Source organism: Sunxiuqinia sp., assembly GCF_055140945.1.
Window position 1 is genome coordinate 22529 of record NZ_JBSQYS010000038.1, and the last position, 24015, is coordinate 46543.

Sequence of the window (24015 nt, forward strand, 5' to 3'; positions counted from 1 at the left end):
TCTATTTCTGTTTATATGGGGTTGCTGTTTTTGGAATCTCTTGTCCGGTTTCAGCTAATTTAAACCGCTCACAATTTTTCCATCCTTTTTGTCCTCGGTTGCAAAATACGTTTTTGATCAGGAAGGGAATGACATCCTTAACGATCAACTCCTCCTGAAAAACAGGACATTCCTTTGCATAGGGACATAGATGCCCTAGATGTCTTTGATTAACCATAGCTAAAGTGTTTTGTAATAAACGTTCATGCTTTCAATTTGTCCGGAAATGTTGGTGTTGTTTTTTAGTACTCCAGAAAAATGATACCCATGGTTAATGAAAGTTTTGTTCATTCCCGGCGAATTTAATCGGGCAATTGTATAGGCCGTTTTATAGTTCAGTTCTTGCAACTTTGCTTCCATCTTTTCCAATAAAAAGTAGGCTAGCTTATGTCCCCGATATTCCGGCAATACCGCGAAGTCGGTCATTTCTGCATTCTTGTTTTTGGGATCTACTTCGGCTGAGGAAATACCTACCAATTTGCCCTTATCCCAAACACCAAAATAAATCACCGAACCATCATCCATGGTTTCCTTGATGTATTCAGGATTGGTAACAGGGAAGGGGTAAGTAGCGAAGACCTGCTTGAATATCTCCGACATTTCTGCTGCGTCCTCCGTCTTTGCCATATCTAAGGTAAATTGTTTGTTCAATGCCACGCCATTACTGCTTGCATCCGCTGCCAACAAATCAATTAAAGTTGAAAGTGGAGCTTCCGGCGTAGCATCGCGTTCATCGCTTAAAAATTTCGACATGAAAAATACATCCTCTTCGCCTTTGTAAAACGCAGGAATGAAAGCCTCCTGCCTATATCCATCGATCAGGAAAACAGGTTGTGCAGCAGCGGGCACTTTGGCAATTATTTTCGTGTATCCATTGGTGGCCGCTAAGCTATTTAATAGTTGTGTTATGTTTTGCCTATCCTTATCGCTGTATTTTAGCAGGAAAATACGGTTGTTGAATTTTCCATGATGTACAACTGAGTGGCCAATGTTTTCAATACGATCCATTTTATTCTTCTCTTCTGTTATATCGTTCATTATCTTCAGGGATTAATGAAATTGACGCATCTGAATCGGATAATAGTTTTTCGATTCCCAATGATTTCATCTCATCGCTTTCCTGAAGGTTCAGTTCCAAATTACAGTTTTCGCAGTCGCGATCACAAAATTTATTCTCGTAATGATCTGGTTCTTTGTATGTGGTAATAACTCCCTCGTAGTTGCGAAGAACCACTTTGTCGGTCGACCAAGAAATGATATAGTTTGGCATAACCGGAATTTTACCACCTCCTCCAGGAGCGTCAATGACATATGTAGGAACAGAGAATCCACTGGTATGTCCAATCAAACTTTCCATGATTTCGATACCTTTTCCAACTGGTGTGCGGAAATGCGACAACCCTTCAGATAAATCACATTGGTACAAATAATAGGGGCGTACCCTGTTTTGCACAAGTTTGTGAACCAGGTGTTTCATAATCCGCGGACAATCATTAACATTTGCCAGCAATACGGTTTGATTACCAACAGGAAATCCTCCGTCAGCAAGTTTCCTAACTGCTTCTTTGGCCGAGCTTGTCATTTCACGCGGATGGTTGAAATGAGTATTGATCCATAGTGGCTGATATTTTTTCAAAATATTAATCAAGTTATCCGTGATTCTGTACGGAAGAACAACTGGCATTCTAGTTCCTATACGAACAACCTCAACATGTGGAATAGCTGATAGTTCACTCAAAAGCCAGTCAATTTTACTATCGGGAAGCATAAGTGGATCACCACCAGACAGTAATACGTCGCGAACCTGCGGTGTTTTTTTGATATATTCAATTCCTTTTTGTAGCTGTTCTTTTGAAGGAACAAAATCGACGTCACCCACCTTGCGTTTTCGGGTACAATGCCGGCAATACATTGCACAAACATTACTTACGTGAAATAATACACGGTCTGGATAACGGTGTGTAATTCCTACTTCAGGACTGTCTCTATCTTCAGACAACGGGTCTGCAAGATCGGTATTTAGAACATTCAGTTCGTTAATATTGGCGAATGATTGGATGAATACAGGATCATTCTTGTAGTTCTCTTGCGAAATTAACGATGCGTAGTAAGGGGTGATGGATAAAGGAAACTTATCCAGTGTTTTTCCAAGTTTTCCTTTTTCTTCTTCGCTGAAGTCGATTCCGGTCAATTTTTCAAATTGTTCAATCGTACTGATTGAATGCTTCAGTTGCCACTTCCAGTCTTTCCAGTTCGAAATGGTAGATTGGTTGTTAATCTTGGATGCAATTGCTTGCTGAACGCCATTAAAGATCTCCATAATAAAGTCTGTTTGTTTCTATGCGAACAAAAATACAACATTTAGGCTTCGTTGGCAAAATATGTAACTATCTTCATTTGTCTAATTGATAGGCTATTTATGTGTACTGCGCTGAAATATAGTCCTGTGCACTCCTTATTTAGAATGATGCTAAAGAGAGACGGCTTAACAATCAGTTAAAGTTATGAGAGTGTATTTTTATACGCGTATAGGTTGTGTTGCGTGGAAACGAAGATTAGTTTTTTCCCGGTTTGTTTGGGTTAATTGGTTCTTCAATCGTGATCATTGGTGAAGCTTCAACGTTCTCAATGTCAAGAAGACTGACCAAAGTCTGCAGGTTGTCTTGTATCTGTTGTAGTTCGATGTTGGGCAATGTGGTTAGTTTGGATGTTAGGCGGTCGTGCATTAGTGGCGGAATTCTTTTTAATAGATCAGCGCCTTTTGAAGATAAAGCGATATTAACAACCCTTCGATCTCCTTGTTTTGGAAGACGAACTAGATAGCTTTTGCTTTCAAGACGATCAATAATCCCACTTGTTGTGCTGGAGTTTAAATTCAGGAACTTGCGAATTTCACCTTGCGTTGATTGGTAGTTTTTTGAGGCGTGCAAATAACTAAGACATAGTATTTGAGGAATACTGACGCCATATTCTTTTTGGATCTTTTTCGATTCCAGATTGATTGACCGTACAATTTTACGGATGGTGATTAAAATTTCTGTAGGATCCATTTTTTTTGTTTCAACAGGAAGCAAAAATAAACCAGTTTCACATCTTTTCAAAGGGAAAAATAAATTCTATTCACTTTTAAGCAAATGAGTTGGTGATCTTATTGATATTATGCAAGCTCAACAAGTGTTGCTCCCTGATTTTTCATTTCTTCCCAGGCTCTGTCTTCGTCACCCGGTTGTGCTTGTACGCCTGCAACTGCGTTCTTTATTACTATGGTTTTGTATCCAAGCTTTAAAGCATCCAAAACAGTTGTTTTTACACAATATTCAGTTGTTAAACCACAAATAAATAATTCACCAACCTGATTTTCTTTAAGGTAATTATCTAAGTTTAGGTTGGTTGCTTCAAAGGCGGAATAGCCATCATCATTATCCTTGGTTCCTTTCTGTACAACTCGTCCAATATTTGATTGATCCAGTTGTGCTGGAAAATCGGCTCCTTTGGTTTCTGCTACACAATGAACCGGCCATTTATCAAAATGAACGGTGTCCTTGGGGTGCCAATCTCTTGATGCGATCACCAATGAAAACCGGTTCATCAACTTATTTATTACTGGTATGATTTGATTTCCTTGAGGCGCTGGTAGTGCTCCTCCCGGAAGAAAGTCATTCTGAAGATCAACGATTAGTAGTGCTTTCATCTGTTCTATAATTTTAACATATCGATATTATTTAGCTCATTTGGCCGTTTGCTTTAAAGGTATTCAATAAAATTTTCAAGCTTATTTATATGGAATTCGCATATCGTGATTTTCCTTTGTTGGAAGACTTTTGCATGCTTGTTTCATATTGCTGTATTTTATTGATATTCTAAAAAGGATTTTTTTTTTCAGGTATTTTAGGGCAAGGTCATTTCTAGTCGATAATAGTTGCTCGCTGATCCCAACTTTATAAACATGTGGGTTTAAAAATCGTTTATGCTCATCCGGAAGTTGCTTTAAGCGGGACTGCGTATACAGAGCTAATTCTGAAGGCGTTTGTTGTGGTATTATTGTTTGGCCTCCTTTCATTACTTGGTGTACAAGCGGCTCTTTGATGCACGAGCTTATTTGTTTTTGTTTTTCAGGTTGGGTGATGTGGTAGATTTTTTCATACTCAACTTCCGATTCCAGCGAAATGCCATCGGCACAAAACTGATTGTCGTCATCAATATATCGATGGATGGTTTTTATCCCGGGTAAAGTCATCTTCGAAATATTTTCTGACACTTTTATCGATGGCTTTTCATTAACCATGGATAGCTTAAAAACACCATCCAGAGCTGCATCATCCTTGCCGGTTGCCAGCGCCGTGCCCACTCCATATATGTCAATGGGGGCTCCTTGCAATTCAAGACTTTGAATGATGTTCTCATCCAGTTGGTTTGAGGCGATAATCTTTACGTGTTGTAAGCCTTCATCATTCAGCATTTTTCGGGCTTTTTTGCTCAGGAAAGTCAAATCACCACTGTCGAGTCGAATGCCGGCTAATTCATGTCCTTTTTGTTTTAACTCATGCGCTATTTTTATAGCATTTGGGACGCCGCTTTTCAAGGTGTCGTAAGTATCAACCAGCAGCGTGCATGAATCAGGAAAAATTTTGGCATAACTACGAAAAGCTTCCAACTCATTGCCAAAACTCTGTATCCATGAGTGAGCCATTGTTCCAGTACTTTCAATATTGAAATGACAAGCGCTATATACGTTGGACGTTTTGTCGAAACCTCCGCTAATAGCTGCTTTGCTGGCGTTAATGCCTCCCAGTCCTTGAGCGCGTCTTAATCCAAATTCCATTAACAGTTTTTTGCCGGCAGCTAAGCGAATTCGACTTGCTTTAGTGGCGATCAGCGATTCAAAATTGAGAATATTCAAAAGAAGGGTTTCAATTAGCTGACATTCTAAAATATTGCCATGAACACGAAGTGCCGGCTCATAAGGAAAAATAAGCTCACCTTCCTTTACAGCGTATATGTCACCCTTGAAACTAAAGTCTCTCAAAAATTCAACAAACTTGTTGTTGAATCCAATCGACAAAAGATACTCACAATCCTTATCAGAATAGTTGAAATTTTCGATAATTGAAAGCACGGATGATAAACCGGAGAAGACGACATAGCTCCCGTTGAAAGGGCATTTGCGGAAGAAATAGTCAAAATTGGCCGGCTGTTTATGGAGTCCGCATAAAAAATAGCCTTGTGCCATTGTTAATTCATAATGGTCGGTGTAGAGCCCGGTGCTTTGTTGAAGTGGAAATATCATTGTCTAAATTTTGGATAGCATGTTACAAATACCTTGCAAATTACCAACTAAATTTTGATAAAAGAGTTTTTTACTATCATTCAGTTGATTGATTTGATCACAACACAGGATTTCGAGTTCTAGAAGTGTGTATTTTTCACCTCAGTGGTAGATTTTTCCGCACATTTTTTTCTTGCTTATTTTTGAAGTTAAGGTTTTTGAAATTTGTCTTTCCGGTTGATTACTAGCTTCTTTTGTTGTTTTGTTGAAGTGTTGGTTTGTTTTCGGCACTTGGTTTGCGATACTAAGGATAGTTACATTTTAAATCAAAAAAATCATTCCATGAAAATTAATAAAGCACACGCATTTTGGAAAGGGAATTTGAAAGATGGAAACGGTCGTATGCAATTTGAGAAAAGCGATACTGAGTTTCCGTTTAGTTTTAAATCAAGATTTGAAGACGGAGTGGGAGCAAATCCTGAAATGTTGATTGGATCAGCTCACGCAGGTTGTTTCTCAATGGCTTTTTCAAATATTTTAGATGGTGAAGGTTTTGACCCGAAAGAAGTAAAAGCAGTTGCAAGTATCAAGTTAGATCAGGTTGATGGTGGTTTCAAAATAATAGAAAGCCACTTGGATGTAGAAGCAAAAATTCCAGATATTGACGATGACAAGTTTCAGGAACTTGCGACTAAAGCTAAAGAAAACTGCCCCGTTTCTCAAGCACTTTCAGCCATTAAGATAACGATGGATGCTAAATTGAAGAGTTAAAAATTATCGAAAAAAAATAGCAGTGGAACAGGAAGTTTTTTTCAGTTCCTTTATTTCAATAACAGACCTTTGAAACGAAAACGCCGTCTTTGGATTTCCAAAAACGGCGTTTTTTATTTTCCTATAAGTAGTAAAACTAGCTACTGTGTTTGACATTTGCTAGAGCGGCTGCTATCCGGGCAATCGGAACACGATAAGGAGAGCAACTCACATAGTCTAAATTGACACTGTCGCAAAACTCGACTGAGCTTGGTTCTCCGCCATGTTCACCACAAATACCAACTTTCAAATTTGGCTTTGCTGAACGGCCTTTTTCAACCCCCATTTTGATCAATTGACCAACCCCGTTTTGATCGAGTATCTGGAATGGATCCTGTTGCAAAATACCATTCTCTAAATAAACTGGCAGAAATTTACCGGCATCGTCGCGTGAATATCCCAATGTCATTTGGGTCAGGTCATTTGTTCCGAAAGAAAAGAAATCAGCTTCTGCAGCAATATGGTCAGCAGTTAGTGCAGCTCGCGGAATTTCAATCATTGTTCCAACCAAGTAGTCGATACGGTCACCTTTTTCTTTAAATACTGCCTCGGCGGTAGATCGAATAATTTTGGTCTGGTTTTTTAGCTCGGCAACTGTGCCCACCAAAGGAACCATGATCTCAGGACGTGCATCAACTCCTTTTGCTTTCAGGTTTAGCGCTGCTTCAATAATTGCTCGTGCCTGCATGGCTGTAATCTCAGGATAAGTAATACCTAATCGGCAACCACGGTGTCCCAACATGGGGTTAAACTCTTCTAAATCTGAAATTTTGGACTTGACAGCATCAATTGAGATTCCCATTTCATCAGCAAGTTCTTTTTGAGTTGCTTGTTGGTGAGGTACAAATTCATGCAATGGTGGGTCCAATAACCGAACAGTAACTCCATAGCCTTCCATCGCTTCAAATATACCTTCAAAATCTTCTCGCTGGTATGGGAGTAGTTTCGCGAGTGCTTTTTCTCGCCCTTCCAGAGTTGATGACAATATCATTTCGCGCATTGCTTTAATTCGATGACCTTCGAAGAACATGTGTTCTGTTCGGCAGAGTCCAATTCCCTGGGCTCCAAACTTGCGAGCAACCTTTGCATCATTTGGCGTATCAGCATTGGTGCGAACTGTCATTCGAGCAAATTGATCAGACAAATCCATTATTTTGGCAAAGTCACCTCCAAGATCAGGATTCTTTGTTTTTACTTTGCCTTCAAGAACTTGGCCAGTCGTACCATTCAGTGAAATCCAGTCGCCTTCCTTGATTTCTTTTCCGGCAACGGTCATTACTCTTGTTTTGTAGTTAATTTTAATGGCCCCTGCACCGGAAACGCAGCATTTACCCATGCCGCGTGCAACTACTGCGGCGTGCGAGGTCATTCCTCCTCTGGCGGTTAAAATACCACGGGCAATATTCATTCCTTCCAAATCTTCGGGAGAAGTTTCAATTCGTACAAGAATTGAATTTTCGTACTTGTCAGCTTCGTCGGCAAAGAATACCACTTGACCTGTTGCAGCTCCGGGAGATGCTGGTAGCCCTTTGGCAACAATTTTTGCGCTCTCGAGTGCATCGGTATCAAAAATAGGGTGGAGTAATTCGTCCAGCTTGTTAGGTTCTATTCTTAATAACGCGGTTTTGTTATCAATCATACCTTGCTCCAGCATGTCAACAGCAATTTTAACCATCGCTGCTCCGGTTCGTTTTCCGTTTCGGGTTTGTAGAAGCCACAGCTTGCCATCCTGGATGGTAAACTCCAAATCCTGCATATCCTTGTAGTGGTTTTCCAGTTTTTCCTGAGTTTCCATCAATTCTTTATAAATAGCAGGCATGGTTTCTTCCAGAGAAGGAAATTCGTCTTTACGCATTTCCTCACTAACTTCGGCCAGTTCGGCCCAGCGCTTACTGCCTTCCAGGGTAATCTGTTGCGGAGTTCGGGTGCCGGCAACAACATCTTCCCCTTGCGCATTAATCAGGTATTCACCATTGAAAATATCTTCTCCTGTTCCGGCATCGCGGGTAAAAGCAACTCCTGTTGCTGATGTGTCGCCCATGTTTCCATAAACCATCGCTTGCACGTTAACTGCTGTTCCCCATTCAACCGGAATATTGTTGATCTTGCGATAATAAATAGCACGTTCATTCATCCAACTATCGAAAACAGCCGATATCGCTCCCCATAGTTGTTGCCATGGGTCGTCCGGGAAACTTTTCCCGGTTACTTTTAGTACAGCGTCTTTAAAGCGGGTAACCAGCACCTTTAAGTCGTCAGTTGTAAAGTCGGTATCCAACTCAATGCCTTTTTCTTCTTTCAGGCTTTCCATGATTTCCTCGAAAGGATCAATATCTTCCTTGCTTTCAGGTTTCAGTCCTAAAACAACGTCGCCATACATTTGTACAAAACGACGATACGAATCCCATGCAAAACGTTCGTTTCCCGATTTTTTGGCAATTCCCTGCACTGCTAAATCGTTCAATCCAAGATTTAGAACGGTGTCCATCATGCCGGGCATAGATACCCTAGCGCCGGAACGCACGGAAACAAGACATGGATTATCTTTGTCTCCAAATTTTGTGTTGGTTAATTCTTCAATAAGGGCTACCGCTTCTTCAACTTCATCTTTTATGGATGAAACAGCTGCGTGGTGTCCCTGTTGCGTATAGAGGGTACAAACTTCGGTTGTAATCGTAAATCCAGGGGGAACTGGCACACCAATCAGGTTCATTTCTGCCAGGTTAGCTCCTTTACCTCCAAGGAGGTTTTTCATATCGGCTTTGCCTTCTGCTTTACCGTTACCGAACGTATAAACATACTTTGTCATAAAGCGTTTTTTGTAGATTAGTAATAAAAAATCAGTTTAAGTCTGTTCTCTTTTAGAACGTTATAAAATTGAAAAAATGAATTCTAAAAAACCAATCAATTAGCGTGTTATATAGCCACTTTTAGTTAAATGGTAACTTTCCGGCATCTCAAAGACTTCTTAATTGTTCGTTTAATTCGGGATTGGCTCTTTCAAAAGCTATTTAAGTACGAATATTTGAACCTGATAATCCTTAACATTTATTAACGTTGTTTGAGTGTTCTTAACTATAATCTGACGTACATTTGTATTGTAAGATTTAAGGAAATAGACAAGTAATTTTTTTTTCATAGATAGGTTTGGTTAAGTTAGTATAAAAGGATGGTTGCAACCATCCTTTTATTATTTCTACCAACTGTCAAAAATTCCATCCTTTTAGAACTCTTCCTGAAAATTCCTCTGCTTTTCATAATTTTAAAAGACAAAATGTCCGTATTTCTATAACTAGTAGTTTGTGGCTAACTTTTTGAAGTGCAGCGGGTAGAAATGAATAAAGGAGGAAACCATGAATTTTAACAACTTTACAATTAAATCGCAGGAGGCATTGCAGCATGCGTTTGAAGTTGCGCAAGCTAATAATCAGCAGGCCGTTGAAAACGGTCATGTTTTGAAAGGCTTATTACATGCGGCTGAAAATGTAACCGGTTTTCTATTAAAAAAACTAGGAGTAAATACGGGCATTTTCCAGCAAGCACTGGAGCAAATTATCCAATCGTATCCTAAAGTAACTGGGGGAGAACAATACCTTTCGGGTAATACCAACAAAGCATTGCAGAAGTCAATTGATATTTCCAAAAAAATGGGAGATGATTTTGTCTCGGTTGAGCATATTTTAATGTCATTACTGGAGACTGGAGATACGATTTCTTCTTTGCTAAAGGACAACGGAGTAGGAAAAAAAGAGCTAAACGCGGCCGTCGAAGAATTACGTAAAGGGGCGAAAGTGCAAAGCCAGACAGCTGAAGATCAGTTTAATTCGTTGAACCGTTTTGCAGTTAACCTGAATGAGAGAGCCCGAAGCGGGAAACTTGATCCTGTCATTGGTCGCGATGATGAAATTCGCAGAATTTTGCAGATTCTCTCCCGTAGAACAAAAAATAACCCGGTTTTGATTGGTGAACCCGGAACAGGTAAAACGGCCATTGCCGAAGGTTTGGCTCATCGAATTGTGCGTGGAGATGTGCCCGAAAACCTGAAGTCAAAGCAGTTGTTTTCTTTAGATATGGGAGCGCTTGTTGCCGGAGCCAAATACAAAGGTGAGTTTGAAGAGCGCTTGAAGGCGGTGGTCAATGAAGTGGTGAAATCGGATGGTGAAATTATTCTGTTTATTGACGAAATTCACACATTGGTGGGCGCAGGAAAGGGAGAGGGGGCTATGGATGCTGCCAATATTCTAAAGCCTGCATTAGCCCGTGGCGAACTACGTTCGATTGGAGCCACCACATTAAATGAATATCAAAAGTACTTTGAAAAGGATAAGGCATTGGAACGTCGTTTTCAGATTGTGATGGTGAACGAGCCGGATGCTTTGAGTGCGATATCGATTTTACGTGGACTGAAAGAACGCTACGAAGGTCACCACAAGGTTCGCATTTTGGATAATGCAATTATTGCGGCAGTGGAGCTGTCCCAGCGATATATTTCTGATCGCTTCTTGCCCGACAAAGCCATTGATTTGATGGATGAGGCTGCCGCCAAGTTACGATTGGAGATGGATTCGGTGCCTGAGGAGCTGGATGAAATCGAGCGACGTATGAAGCAGTTAGAGATCGAGCGGGAAGCCATTAAGCGAGAAAAAGATGAAAGTAAGCTGGCTTTGCTTGGCGAAGAGATTGCCAACCTGAAAGAGGAGCAGTCGAGGTATCGCGCACAGTGGGAAATGGAAAAATCGTTGATTGACCAAATTCAGCAAAATAAAACCAATATCGAAAGCTTTAAGTTTGAGGCAGAACAAGCCGAACGATCAGGAGATTATGGCAAAGTGGCTGAATTTCGGTATGGCAAAATCAAAGAAGCTGAAGAGCAAATCATCCGGTTGGAGCAAGAATTGCACGAAGTTCAGGGAGATTCTTTAATCAAGGAAGAAGTAGATGCCGAAGATATTGCAGACGTCGTTGCTCGCTGGACGGGAATTCCTGTTTCCAGAATGATGCAAAGTGAACGTGAAAAGTTACTTCTCCTGGAGGATGAATTACACAACCGTGTTGTTGGTCAAAAAGAAGCCATTCATGCGGTGGCTGATGCGGTGCGGCGTAGTCGAGCAGGCTTACAGGATGAAAAGAGACCGATTGGTTCGTTTATCTTTTTAGGCACAACAGGTGTTGGTAAAACCGAATTGGCAAAGGCATTGGCCGAGTACCTGTTTGATGATGAGAATATGGTTACCCGCATTGACATGTCGGAATACCAGGAAAAATTCTCGGTAACCCGATTGATTGGGTCGCCTCCCGGATATATTGGGTACGATGAAGGTGGACAGTTAAGTGAAGCTGTTCGCCGGAAACCCTATTCGGTTGTCTTGTTTGATGAGATTGAAAAAGCACATCCGGATGTGTTTAACGTCTTGTTGCAAGTACTGGATGATGGTCGGTTGACTGATAATAAAGGGCGACTCGTTAATTTCAAAAACACCATTATCATCATGACCTCAAACCTTGGATCTCAAATTATACAGGAAGGTTTTGAGCGAATGAAAGAAGGCAATGAGGGTGAGGTTTATGAAGAAACTCAAAAGGCAGTTTTCAATTTGTTGAGAAAAACAATTCGACCTGAGTTTCTGAATCGGATTGATGAAACAATCATGTTCACGCCATTGTCACGAGAAGACATCAAACAAATTGTTCGAATCCAGTTCAACCGAATTGTGAAACGAATGAGTAATCAGGATCTGAAGATTGAAATTAGTGATGAAGCAGTTGATTGGTTAGCAGCTATTGGATACGATCCTCAATATGGCGCTCGTCCTGTTACCCGCCTATTGCAAAAGCATGTATTGAATGAACTGTCGAAAAAGATACTTGCCGGCGATGTTAATCTTGAGCAAACGATTCAAGTAGTTCTCGAAAACGATGAATTAAAATTTGTAAGTAGATAAATGAAACGGGCATGTGAAAGTTCTTGCGCAGGATGATGAAATGCGAGTCCATACAATACCTATAAAAAGCAACCGATTATAGTCAAGTGAAAGGGGTATGATAAGTACCCTTTTCTATTTTAGTGAATCCAAAACTTCCTGTAGCTCTTTTTCTGCTTGTGCAACGACAGTATCAAACTCTTGAACGTAGGCCGGGTAAGTATCAATATCAGCAAGCTCCTGAGTTTTTAACTGGAGTTCTTTCAGTTGGTGGCCTAAATTGTCCATGCCAAAAGTCATAACCGACGATTTCGCTTTGTGTGCTAATTCTCCTAATTCTTTGTATCGTTTATTTTTCAGATGCTCGTGCAATCCATCTTTAAACTCAGGAATTTGATCAAAAAACATGTTGATAAACTCCTTTAGAATTTCGTCTTCGCCACCTGTAATTTCTTTCAGGTAGTTTAGGTCAGTATACTTTTGTTCAGCCATTCGTTTGTTGATAAATTTTATCATTCAAAAGTAGTTAAAAAACTTTTATAATGCCAACGGGAGTGCGGACGGGATATTTTGATTCTGGTCTATTTTATTTTGAAGGATGCCCGTGTGCAAAATCAGCCTGGCAGATGATTCTATTGAGAAACGTGATATTTTCAAAGTTGAAAAAATTGCAAAATGGTTCAAAAATTCTGATATTATTCATGGAAAAAGGTTCTTTTAAACGTTACTTTTGCTAGCTTAATTTGAAATTGATGAAGAAAACTTCCTTTAATCAGCTGCATAAAGATGCCGGAGGCAAGATGGTAGATTTTGCTGGTTTTGAAATGCCAGTCGAGTTTAGTGGTATAAAAGACGAACACCTTACCGTACGAAATGGTGTGGGTGTTTTCGATGTTTCGCATATGGGCGAATTTTGGGTGAAAGGATCGAATGCTGCAAAGTTAGTGCAAAAGCTTACAACCAACGATGTTTCTAAACTTAGCATAGGACAGGCACAATACACCTGTTTCCCGAATGGCAAAGGCGGTATTGTCGACGATTTGTTGGTCTATTATTACGAGCCTGAAAAATACATGCTTGTTGTAAATGCGTCGAATATTGAGAAGGATTGGAGATGGGTGGTTTCGCAAAATAGTGTTGGAGCCGAGCTTGAAAATGCATCAGACGAAATAAGTCAATTGGCAATACAAGGGCCAAAAGCCACCACAACACTGCAAAAGCTCACCAAAGTAAATCTGAATGAAATACCATATTACACCTTTGTAACCGGTCAGTTTGCAGGAGTTGATGACGTCATTATTTCAGCAACAGGCTACACCGGATCGGGTGGTTTTGAGTTGTATTTCAGAAATGAACATGCTGAAAAGATTTACAAAGCCATTTTTGAAGCGGGGGAAGAGTTTGACATTAAACCAATTGGTTTAGGAGCTCGTGATACCTTACGTCTGGAAATGGGCTTTTGTCTTTATGGAAACGATATTGATGATACAACGTCACCGATTGAGGCCGGACTTGGATGGATTACTAAGTTTAATGATAACAATGATTTCATTGACAAGGACTTGTTGTTGGTGCAAAAAAGCGAAGGCGTGACTCGTAAGCTTCGAGGATTTGAAATGATTGATCGCGGTATTCCTCGTCACGATTACGAATTGGCTGACAAGGATGGGCATGTTATCGGTAAAGTGACTTCAGGTACACAATCGCCGATGCTGAATAAAGGCATTGGAATGGGATATTTGGATAAAGAATATTCCGCATTTGGAACAGAAATCTATGTGAAAATTAGAAATAGACTATTGAAAGCAAAGGTAGTAAAAGTACCTTTCGTGAGTCTTCTTTAAGGGGGTTGACTTACAACTTTTCTAATCTGGAAAGCCTGCTGATATCAGCAGGCTTTTTTTTGCTTCTCATCGTAAACCATTGAAGGATTAATGTTCCATTATTCTGCGTGCTTCGTTGAGTGTTCTGCATACATTTTTTATTAACCGAACGAGATTCTGATTGGTTGAAAACAGGTTCAATGACTCACCGAGAACAATTCATTTGAATACCGTAATTACAAAAGCTTAACAATTGCACAAATCGTGCAAAATAATCGAAGTATTTCTGAATAGAGGCTTATCTTTGCTGCTCGAAAGTTTACCGACATTTATGAATAAGAAAAAACGTCAGTTGGAGGTTTGTTTAACACCGGCTATTTACGATAAACATGCCAACAACGAAAATATCGTGGTGGTAATTGATGTACTGCGTGCAACATCCTCAATTTGCACAGCTTTTGCGAATGGTGTCCGGCAAATTATTCCGGTTGCTACGGTTGAAGAAGCCCGACAAAAAAAAGAAGAAGGGTACACGGTTGCTTCGGAGCGTGATGGCTACGTGCTCGACTTTGCCGACTTCGGGAATTCGCCATTCAATTTTAGTGGAGATAAAGTTAAGGATAAAGACATTGTTTACTCAACCACAAATGGCACGCGTTGCATTCATATGGCCAGTCATTCCAAAGAGGTGCTTATTGGCTCGTTTCTTAACCTGTCAGCGCTTGCCGGGTATTTAATTGAACAAGATGCGCCGGTACTTCTTTTTTGTGCATCGTGGAAAGATCGTTTTAGCCTGGAGGATACGGTTTGTGCGGGAGCTTTGGCCGAGCGTTTGCTGGCTTCAGGGAAATATGAAAGTATTTGTGATGCGGTAACAGCTTCCTCCGATTTATGGTCGATAGCGAAATGCGATTTAAACCAATATAGTTTGAAAGCAGCTCAAAAAGGACGTTTGGCCAGTAAAGGTCTGGATGACTGCATTGAGTTTTGCCATCAGTTGGATTTTACTGATTTAATCCCTTATTATTCTGATGGCCGTTTGCTTTCGAAAGCGAACGGAACAAATAAAAAGTAGTCAACTTTTTGATGATTTCTACCATGAAGACAGCCTGTTGTAAATTAATGTTTTATAACTTGCGCCTGTTTTCTTTTTGACTGATATTTCTCACAGATCAAAAAGGTAATTTTCAGTTAATTTGAATGAATAACACATATTACATAGAAATAATTTTAACCCTTAAAAAATTATACCAACATGAAGAAGCATAATTTTTCAGCTGGACCTTCAATTTTACCACAAGTTACGATTGAGAAAACTGCTGAAGCCATTAAAGATTTTGCAGGAACCGGTCTTTCTGTGATGGAAGTATCACATCGCGGAAAAGAATTTGTCGCTGTAATGGAAGAAACACAAGCGTTGTTTCGCGAACTACTGAATATTCCTGATAATTATTCGGTATTATTCCTTGGCGGTGGCGCTTCCCTGCAATTCTGCATGGTGCCTTACAACCTGATGAAAACTAAAGCTGCCTACCTAAATACTGGTTCGTGGTCGTCAAAAGCAATCAAAGAAGGAAGATTCTTTGGAGAGGTTGTTGAAGTTGCTTCTTCGAAAGATACCGTTTACAATTACATTCCAAAAGGATTTGAAATTCCGGCTGATGCCGATTATTTCCATTTTACATCGAACAACACCATTTACGGAACTCAAATTCGTAAAGACTTTGACCTGGATATTCCGGTTGTTTGCGATATGTCTTCTGATATTTTCTCTCGTCAGATCGATATTTCAAAATATGGAATTATTTACGGAGGAGCGCAGAAAAACCTGGCTCCGGCAGGATTAGCTTTTGTAATTGTTCGAAACGACATCCTAGGAAAAGTCGATCGTCCCATTCCCACCATGCTGAACTACCAAACTCATATTGATGGTGGTTCCATGTTTAATACACCTCCTGTAACGCCAATTTATGCTGCCTTGCAAACCTTGAAGTGGTTGAAAGAAAAAGGAGGAGTTGCTGCAATGGAAAAAATCAACGAAGAAAAAGCAGCTTTGCTTTATGACGAAATTGATCGCAATCCGGTATTTAAAGGAACCGTATTGAATAAGGAAGATCGTTCGTTGATGAATGTTTGCTTTATTATGAATGACGGTTACCTGGAGTTGGAAAAAGACTTCCTGGAATTTGCTACAGCAAAAGGAATGTCGGCCATTAAAGGTCACCGATCTGTTGGTGGTTTCCGAGCATCAATCTACAATGCCATGCCCAAAGAGAGTATTCAGGCATTGATCGATTGCATGCAGGAGTTCGAAAAAACACATGTAAAATAAGTTCTTTTATATAGCAAGGTGGATTGATTTCCACCTTTTGTTTTTTTGAAGTCATTAAAGCATGAGGAACGGCTAAAGTAACTGTTGAGTTACTTCGATTTGGCTTGCAATGACATTTTATTTTAACCTTAAAAATTGAATAAAATGACAAACGTATTAATTGCAACCGAGAAACCGTTTGCGCCGGCTGCGGTTGCTCAAATGAGTGAAGTTTTCGAGAAGACGGGCTACCAGGTTCAACTCCTTGAAAAGTATCAGCAAAAACAAGAATTGCTTGAAGCTGTCAAAAGCACCCATGCTTTAATTGTTCGCAGTGATAAAATTGACCGGGAAGTGCTTGACGCGGCAGAAGAGCTTCAATTAATTGTTCGGGCAGGAGCAGGCTACGACAATGTTGATTCAGCTTACGCCAAAAAAAAGGATGTTTGTGTGATGAACACGCCCGGGCAAAATTCTAATGCCGTTGCTGAATTGGCGATTGGGTTGGCCATTTATGGGGTGCGTAATTTTTTCGATGGAACTTCAGGTGGAGAATTACGCGGACGAACCCTTGGTTTGCATGGTTATGGATATGTTGCCCGCAATGTACACCGAATTGCCCGAGGATTTGGGATGAATGTAAAGGTTTTTACCCGATTCAGTAAGGCTCAGGCCTCTTCTGAAGGATTGGAGGTTACCAAATCGCTGGAAGAGCTTTATGCGGTTTCTGATGTTATTTCGATTCATGTGCCGGCACGTGGAGAACACATCAAGTCGGTAAGCATGCCAATTTTAAAGCATCTCAAAAAAGATGCCTTAATCGTTAATACGGCCCGTAAAGAAGTAATTCATGAGGAACAGCTTTGTGAATTTATGGCTGAACGAAAAGATGTGAAATACTTGTCGGATATTGCTCCGGATTGTGTGGATCATTTTCAAAGTGAATTCAGCGGACGATATTTTTTCAGCCCTAAAAAGATTGGAGCACAAACATCAGAAGCAAATATAAATGCAGGAGTTGCAGCTGCAGAACAAATCGTTGGGTTTTTCGAAAACAATGATCGGACCTTTCAGGTCAACAAGTAGCAACAATCGATTTCAAAACCGGAATAAAAAACAGACTTTTACACTCATTTTGTGTGTATTTGAAATATCAATTGTATTTTCGTTACGATTTGATATCCGTCAAAATAAACTTGAAAATTTGAAAAAATGGCTACGATAAAACCGTTTAAAGGACTAAGACCACCTCGGGAGATTGCTGAAGATTTAGCCTGTCTGCCTTATGATGTGATGAACTCGGAAGAGGCAACACGCATGGCAGAGGGTAAGGAGAATTCGCTGTTGCACATCACCCGTGCCGAAATTGACTGCCCTGAAGGAACTGATGTTCACTCGGAAGAAGTATACAATAAGTCGGTTGAAAATTTTAAAAAATTTCAGGACAAAGGTTGGCTGAAACAAGATGAGAACGACAAGTACTATATTTATGCGCAAACCATGGACGGGCGCACGCAATATGGCATTGTCGGTGCTGCTGCTTGCAACGACTATCACGATGGAGTGATAAAAAAGCATGAGCTCACCCGGCCGGATAAAGAGGAAGACCGCATGATTTTGACGCGTTATTTAAATGCTAATATCGAGCCGGTATTTTTCTCATACAAAGCCGTGCCTGAAATTGATAAAATTGTGGCTTCTATTGTGAAAAATAAAAATCCGGAGTACAGTTTTGTTGCCGAAGATGGTTTTGGTCATCAATTTTGGACAATTAATGAGAATGGCGTAAATCAACAAATTGAGGAGTTGTTTGCAACCAAGGTAGCCGCGACTTACGTTGCTGACGGACATCATCGAACTGCTGCCGCTGCCCGCATTGGCTTGGAAAAGAAAGCTCAAAATCCAAATCATACAGGCGATGAGTCGTACAATTATTTTATGGCTGTTCATTTCCCTGATGACCAACTGGCGATTATTGACTATAACCGGGTTGTTAAAGACTTAAATGGCCTCAGCAAAGAACAACTTGTTGAGAAATTAAGTGCGGGCTTTGAAGTTGAGAAAATAGGTTCGGAAATATACAAGCCAACTAAGTTGCACGAAATGAGCATGTACCTTGCCGGCGATTGGTATAAACTGACTGCTAGAGAAGGAACTTATGATGATAATGATCCAATCGGGGTGCTGGATGTAACGATTTTGTCGAGTCAAGTGTTGGAACCAATTTTGGATATTCAGGATCTGCGGACTTCAAAACGAATTGATTTTGTTGGTGGAATTCGCGGATTGGAAGAGCTTAAGAAACGGGTGGATCGTGGCGAGATGAAAGTTGCCTTTGCGCTTTTCCCGGTTTCAATGCAACAGTTGATTGACATTGCAGATAGTGGAAACATCATGCCGCCAAAAACAACTTGGTTCGAACCAAAGTTGCGCTCCGGATTAGTTATTCACAAATTGGACTAAGGATATTTGTCACTCAATATCGTAATCCCGGTCATTAGTTTTGACTGGGATTTTTATTGTGCTTTTTCTTCAGTTTTTAGGTGTATTTGAAGCTTTTAGCATCGTGTTGTGTAATATTTTTTCACTGAAATTTTTAAGCAGATTTTTCTATAACTTGGAAATCGACGAAAATAGTAATGTGATTTTTGTTTTTGATCATTAGGCTTGGGAAGGTCTATTCAAATTTATCGTTTATGAGATCCGGATTTGTGCGTTCGATTAGTAAGGTCATCGTTGGTTTCTTGCTTGGGGGGATAATTTTAATGCTGTTAATGATTTTTAGGGAATTTGTCCTGAAAGTTAGTTCTGTCTCTTGGGATGGTATTTTGCTTATTCTTTGCCTCGGTGGAATAACCGGAGGTCTGATTGGCTATTTGTTAGACAGAAATACGAAAAAGACAACTGCGCTTAAAGAAAGTGAAAAAAAATACCAAACACTGATTAATCAATCTCTGGATGGAATTTACATCGAAGATGAGCGTGGAAATATTTTAGAATGTAATACCCAAGGTCATAGGATGTTTGGCTACACGAAGGAGGAAATGTTGAAGTTGTCGCTTCGAGATCTGGTTTCCTCTGAATTCAGAGAGCTTATTCCAGCGATTATTCCGGATGAAATGGCTACAGGAGATGTTTATTTGGAGCGTGAGAATGTCAAAAAGGATGGGACCGTTTTCCCAACTGAAATAAAGGATAATGGCATTGGAATAGCTCAGGAAAAACTGGACGGTTTATTCAGTATGCAAAGTCACGAATCAACCTTCGGCACCGATAATGAAAAAGGAAGTGGTTTGGGATTGATTGTGTGCAAAGAATTTATCGAAAAACACGATGGAAAGATATGGGCGAAAAGTGAAAAGGGCGAAGGCTCCTCATTCTTTGTTGAGTTGCCCCGGGCTAATTAACCTGAAATTGCGATCCGTAAAATGATGCGCTATGAATTCGTTCGATTTCTGTGAGTTTGGATCGAGCAGAAAACAATTGACCACCATCGTTTCCAAACCGTTGTTATCTCAGAAATCAGATTGAAATACGGTGTTTTACTTTAAAGTGTATTCCAAACTTAGTCAATTAGGAGATTGAATTAGACTATTTTAAAACAAACAAAGCCGGCTCAAATTTTTTGAGCCGGCTTTGTTTTATATTCTAGATTTGTAAATCTTTCTAGTATTCACCCCAATGTTTGATGGTGATGTCTTCTAGTGTTTGATTGCAGAAGGCATGAATAAATGCACTTGCCACGCGAGCATTGGTAATTAGTGGTACGTTGTAGTCGATAGAATTACGACGTATTTTGTAACCGTTGCTCAGTTCTCGTTTCGAGTAATTCTTCGGAATATTAACGACAAGGTCAATTTTCTTTTCACGAAGATATTCAACGGTATTCGGGTGTTGATCCTCTTCGTCCGGCCAGTGCAGCATGGTCGATTCTACTTTATTTTCACGTAGGAAGCGATGTGTTCCTTCTGTTGCAAAAACATTGTACCCTTTTTTCACCAACAAGCGCGCGCTGTTCAGCATTTCCAGTTTCGAGCGCGCAGGTCCGGACGAAATTAAGACGTTCTTCTTTGGGAAATTATATCCAACCGAAAGCATTGATTTTAAAATTGCTTCGTAGAAATTCTCACCAATACATGCTACCTCTCCGGTCGACGACATGTCAACTCCCAGCACAGGATCGGCATTCAGTAAGCGGGCAAACGAAAATTGTGGCGCTTTTACCCCAACGTAATCAAGTTCAAACAATGATTTGTCTGGTGTCTGATAGGGAACTCCAAGCATTACCTGTGTGGCTAGTTCAATCAAGTTAAACTTCATAACCTTTGATACGAATGGGAAACTCCGTGAAGCACGAAGGTTACATTCGATCACTTTAATGTCGTTGTCTTTTGCCAGGAATTGCATGTTAAAAGGACCTGAGATTTCAAGCGCTTTAGCAATTTCGCGCGAGATTCGTTTAATACGACGAATTGTCTCTACGTATAATTTTTGTGGTGGGAAAACAATAGTGGCATCACCCGAGTGAACTCCGGCAAACTCAACGTGTTCCGAGATCGCGTAAGCGACCATTTCTCCTTTGTCGGCAACAGCATCGATCTCGATTTCCTTGGCAAGCTCAATGAACTCTGAAACAACGACCGGGTGCTCTTTAGAAACATCAGCCGCAAGTTGTAAGAAATGTTCCAGTTGTTCCTCGTTTGAAACAACATTCATTGCAGCTCCTGAAAGCACGTATGAAGGACGAATGAGTAGCGGATACCCGACTTCTTCAACAAATTTGTAAATATCATCAATGCTCGTTAGTTCGTTCCATCGTGGCTGGTCAACGCCTAGCTCATCCAACAGCGAGCTGAACTTTTTACGGTCTTCTGCATTGTCAATCATTTTTGCTGAAGTCCCTAAAATTGGGACATCCTGTCCGGCCAGTTTCATCGCCAGATTGTTTGGTATTTGTCCGCCTACCGAAAGAATAACTCCTTTCGGGTTTTCCAGGTCGATCACATCCATCACACGTTCGAAGGTTAACTCATCAAAAAACAGACGGTCGCAGGTGTCATAATCCGTACTTACTGTTTCCGGATTGTAGTTGATCATGATCGAACGATAACCTTCTTTGCGAATGGTGTTAATGGCATTTACCGAACACCAGTCGAACTCAACAGAACTACCAATGCGGTAAGCTCCGGAGCCAAGCACAATGACCGATTTATTATCTTTTGGGAACTCGATATCGTGTTCGGTTCCATTGTAGGTCATGTACAGGTAGTTGGTTTGCGCAGGATATTCACCGGCCAGCGTGTCAATTTGTTTGACAACCGGCTTGATGTTTCTTGCTTTCCGGTGTTCGCGAACTTCCACCAGTCTCGCATTCATCTCGCTGTTTGGAGCTTCTAAAACCAAACGTGCTATTTGAAAATCTGAAAAACCTGCTTGTTTAGCTGAAAGCAACAATTCGTCGCTTAGCTCTTTTAAGCTTTGTGGTTCTTTAAGTTCTTCTTTTAGCCGATGTATTTTATACAGTTTTTGCAAAAACCAACGGTCAATTTTCGTCTTCTGGTAGATATCTTCAATCGAGTAGCCTTTTGCAAACGCGGCTGCAATAGCGAATATACGACGGTCAGTCGGACGTGTCAGTTCCTCGTCAATTGCTTCTATTGTAATTTCTTCGTTGTTCGCAACAAACCCATGCATGCCGATTCCAACCATCCGAATTCCTTTCTGAATGGCTTCCTCAAAGCTTCGTCCAATAGCCATGATCTCGCCAACCGATTTCATGGAGCTACCGATTTGTTTTGAAACACCACTAAACTTGGTCAAATCCCAACGCGGTATTTTACAAACCACATAATCCAGTGCAGGTTCAAAGCAGGCGGTTGTAACTTTGGTAACAGAGTTACTTAGTTCGTGCAAGCCGTAACCCAGTCCCAACTTTGCTGCAACAAAGGCCAGTGGATATCCGGTGGCTTTCGATGCCAATGCAGAAGACCGAGATAAGCGGGCATTGACTTCAATGACGCGATAATCTTCGGAGAATGGATCGAGCGCGAACTGAACATTACATTCTCCAATGACACCGATGTGGCGAATAATTTTGATTGAGATCGCACGTAGCTTGTGATACTCTCGATTCGACATGGTTTGTGATGGAGCAACAACAATACTTTCCCCGGTGTGAATTCCCAGCGGGTCAAAGTTTTCCATGTTACAAACGGTAATACAGTTGTCGTATTGGTCGCGAACAACCTCATATTCTACTTCTTTCCATCCTTTTAATGATTCTTCAACCAGGATTTGTGGAGAGTACGAAAATGCGCTTGATGCGAGTTCCTTCAGCTCTTGATCATTTTTGCAAAAACCACTTCCAAGTCCTCCAAGCGTATAGGCAGCCCGAATGATAATTGGATAACCCAATTTCCTGGCGGCTTCCATGGTTTCAGTCATGTTGACGCAAGCCAAGCTTCGTGGTGTTTTTACTTCAATCTCACCAAGCTTCCCTGCAAAAATCTGGCGGTCTTCCGTATCAATAATCGATTGAACGGGAGTTCCAACAACTTCCAGATTGTATTTTTCAAGAATTCCATTCCGAAATAAATCAACACCACAGTTTAGTGCAGTTTGACCACCAAAGGCCAGAAGGATACCATCAGGATTTTCTTTCTTAATTACCTGCTCAACAAAGAAAGCGGTTACAGGTAGAAAGTATATTTTGTCAGCAATCTCCTGCGATGTTTGGATGGTCGCAATATTCGGGTTGATCAGTACTGTTTCAACACCTTCTTCTTTTAGGGCTTTCAGTGCTTGTGATCCGGAATAGTCAAACTCACCGGCTTCACCAATTTTCAATGCTCCTGACCCAAGGACGATTGCTTTTTTTATTCTTTTATTTATCTGGTTACTCATTTTAAGCTGTGTTATTTAATTAGGCTTTCTGCTTAAATTCAACAATATTCTGGATAAACTCATCAAACAAATACTCCGTATCAACCGGTCCGCTCGATGCTTCCGGATGAAATTGGGTTGAGAAGAAAGGTTTGGTTTTGTGCTTGATTCCTTCGTTGGTGTTGTCGTTTACATTCGTAAAAAGAACCTCCCAGTCAGCAGAAAGTGTTTTAGGGTCAATGACGTACCCGTGATTTTGCGATGTAATAAAACAACGATCAGTACCATTTAGTAAAACCGGTTGATTGTGGCTGCGATGTCCGAATTTTAACTTGTAGGTTTCAGCTCCTGCGGCACGAGCAAGAAGTTGATTTCCCAGGCAAATTCCCATAATGGGCTTTTCGTCGTCCATTACCTTTTTTATGTTTTTAACTGTTTCGTCGCAACGAGCAGGATCACCGGGTCCATTGGAAATGAATACGCCATCGAATTCTTCATCTGACAGGTCGTAATCCCAAGGCACGCGAATGACGGTGGTATTTCGTTCGAGCAAACAGCGGATGATGTTGTTTTTCACACCACAGTCGATCAGCGCGACTTTGTATTCCCCGTTTCCGTATACTTCCTTTGTTTTTGTGCTGGCAACAGCAACCAGGTTTTCTTTATTCGGATCGTAAAAGTCAATCGGTTCGTCTTCGAACTCAATTTTTCCTAACATGGAGCCTTTCACACGTAAAATCTTCGTTAAAGCGCGTGTGTCAATACCGTAAAGTCCGGGAACCTTTGATTCTTTCAACCAGTCGCCCAAGCTTTTATCGGCATTCCAGTGGCTATATTCTGAAGAATAATCTGAAATGATTAATCCACTGATATGCACTTTGTGTGATTCATAGTGTGCATGGATTCCATCGTTTTGCATGTTCTTTGGAACGCCATAATTTCCAATCATCGGATAAGTAGAAA

General features: G+C 40.6%; 18 protein-coding genes. 8 read left to right on the forward strand and 10 right to left on the reverse strand.

Translation table 11 applies throughout. The annotated features are described in order from the left end of the window. Window position 1 precedes the first annotated feature (1 nt). The 6 genes from ACTB00_RS15730 to ACTB00_RS15755 form a co-directional block, all read right to left on the reverse strand. Window positions 2–217 carry a hypothetical protein gene (locus ACTB00_RS15730; RefSeq protein ID WP_159518097.1) on the reverse strand — a complete coding sequence of 72 codons (216 nt, stop codon included), beginning with the start codon at window positions 215–217 and terminating at the stop codon, window positions 2–4. Between the two features lie 2 nt (window positions 218–219). Further along, window positions 220–1077: a putative beta-lysine N-acetyltransferase gene (gene ablB, locus ACTB00_RS15735; RefSeq protein ID WP_463300874.1), complete on the reverse strand. Its 858-nt coding sequence runs from the start codon at window positions 1075–1077 to the stop codon at window positions 220–222. Then, a complete protein-coding gene (kamA, locus tag ACTB00_RS15740) occupies window positions 1049–2359 on the reverse strand; it encodes a lysine 2,3-aminomutase (RefSeq protein WP_463300875.1) in 1311 nt (436 codons plus the stop codon). The genes ablB and kamA overlap by 29 nt, the downstream gene beginning before the upstream one ends. A 235-nt stretch (window positions 2360–2594) precedes the next feature. Next, window positions 2595–3089: a MarR family winged helix-turn-helix transcriptional regulator gene (locus ACTB00_RS15745; protein ID WP_463300876.1), complete on the reverse strand. Its 495-nt coding sequence runs from the start codon at window positions 3087–3089 to the stop codon at window positions 2595–2597. Between the two features lie 107 nt (window positions 3090–3196). Further along, complete coding sequence (locus ACTB00_RS15750; RefSeq protein WP_463300877.1) at window positions 3197–3730, reverse strand: nicotinamidase; 534 nt, start codon at window positions 3728–3730, stop codon at window positions 3197–3199. An 81-nt stretch (window positions 3731–3811) separates the two neighbouring features. Further along, window positions 3812–5326 (reverse strand): nicotinate phosphoribosyltransferase, encoded by a 1515-nt coding sequence (locus tag ACTB00_RS15755; protein WP_463300878.1) that lies wholly within the window; start codon window positions 5324–5326, stop codon window positions 3812–3814. 321 nt (window positions 5327–5647) lie between these two features. Here ACTB00_RS15755 and ACTB00_RS15760 point away from each other — a divergent pair, with 321 nt between their 5' ends. Beyond that, window positions 5648–6076 (forward strand): OsmC family protein, encoded by a 429-nt coding sequence (locus ACTB00_RS15760; RefSeq protein ID WP_463300879.1) that lies wholly within the window; start codon window positions 5648–5650, stop codon window positions 6074–6076. A gap of 136 nt (window positions 6077–6212) precedes the next feature. On the opposite strand, the gene ppdK is transcribed toward ACTB00_RS15760, so the two are convergent. Further along, window positions 6213–8924, reverse strand: a complete 2712-nt coding sequence (gene ppdK / locus ACTB00_RS15765) for a pyruvate, phosphate dikinase (RefSeq protein ID WP_463300880.1) — start codon at window positions 8922–8924, stop codon at window positions 6213–6215. 544 nt (window positions 8925–9468) lie between these two features. Between ppdK and clpB the strand changes: the two genes are divergently transcribed. Continuing rightward, a complete protein-coding gene (gene clpB / locus ACTB00_RS15770) occupies window positions 9469–12057 on the forward strand; it encodes an ATP-dependent chaperone ClpB (protein ID WP_463300881.1) in 2589 nt (862 codons plus the stop codon). A 114-nt stretch (window positions 12058–12171) separates the two neighbouring features. On the opposite strand, the gene ACTB00_RS15775 is transcribed toward clpB, so the two are convergent. Then, window positions 12172–12552, reverse strand: a complete 381-nt coding sequence (locus ACTB00_RS15775) for an Hpt domain-containing protein (RefSeq protein ID WP_463300882.1) — start codon at window positions 12550–12552, stop codon at window positions 12172–12174. A 236-nt stretch (window positions 12553–12788) separates the two neighbouring features. Here ACTB00_RS15775 and gcvT point away from each other — a divergent pair, with 236 nt between their 5' ends. The 6 genes from gcvT to ACTB00_RS15805 all read left to right on the forward strand — a co-directional run bounded on the left by gcvT (window position 12789) and on the right by ACTB00_RS15805 (window position 19577). Then, a complete protein-coding gene (gene gcvT, locus ACTB00_RS15780; RefSeq protein WP_463300883.1) occupies window positions 12789–13880 on the forward strand; it encodes a glycine cleavage system aminomethyltransferase GcvT in 1092 nt (363 codons plus the stop codon). Window positions 13881–14190: 310 nt separating this feature from the next. Beyond that, window positions 14191–14934, forward strand: coding sequence for a 2-phosphosulfolactate phosphatase (locus tag ACTB00_RS15785; RefSeq protein ID WP_463300884.1), 744 nt, complete (start codon window positions 14191–14193; stop codon window positions 14932–14934). A 180-nt stretch (window positions 14935–15114) separates the two neighbouring features. Continuing rightward, window positions 15115–16191, forward strand: a complete 1077-nt coding sequence (gene serC / locus ACTB00_RS15790) for a 3-phosphoserine/phosphohydroxythreonine transaminase (protein ID WP_463300885.1) — start codon at window positions 15115–15117, stop codon at window positions 16189–16191. A gap of 144 nt (window positions 16192–16335) precedes the next feature. Beyond that, window positions 16336–17256 carry an NAD(P)-dependent oxidoreductase gene (locus ACTB00_RS15795; RefSeq protein ID WP_463300886.1) on the forward strand — a complete coding sequence of 307 codons (921 nt, stop codon included), beginning with the start codon at window positions 16336–16338 and terminating at the stop codon, window positions 17254–17256. 126 nt (window positions 17257–17382) lie between these two features. Next, window positions 17383–18633, forward strand: coding sequence for a DUF1015 domain-containing protein (locus tag ACTB00_RS15800; RefSeq protein ID WP_463300887.1), 1251 nt, complete (start codon window positions 17383–17385; stop codon window positions 18631–18633). Window positions 18634–18866: 233 nt separating this feature from the next. After that, complete coding sequence (locus tag ACTB00_RS15805; RefSeq protein ID WP_463300888.1) at window positions 18867–19577, forward strand: PAS domain-containing sensor histidine kinase; 711 nt, start codon at window positions 18867–18869, stop codon at window positions 19575–19577. A 259-nt stretch (window positions 19578–19836) separates the two neighbouring features. On the opposite strand, the gene carB is transcribed toward ACTB00_RS15805, so the two are convergent. Both carB and carA read right to left on the reverse strand, forming a co-directional pair. After that, a complete protein-coding gene (carB, locus tag ACTB00_RS15810) occupies window positions 19837–23073 on the reverse strand; it encodes a carbamoyl-phosphate synthase (glutamine-hydrolyzing) large subunit (RefSeq protein ID WP_463300889.1) in 3237 nt (1078 codons plus the stop codon). 19 nt (window positions 23074–23092) lie between these two features. Then, on the reverse strand, window positions 23093–24015 hold a 923-nt coding region (gene carA, locus ACTB00_RS15815; protein ID WP_463300890.1), incomplete at its 5' end, for a glutamine-hydrolyzing carbamoyl-phosphate synthase small subunit.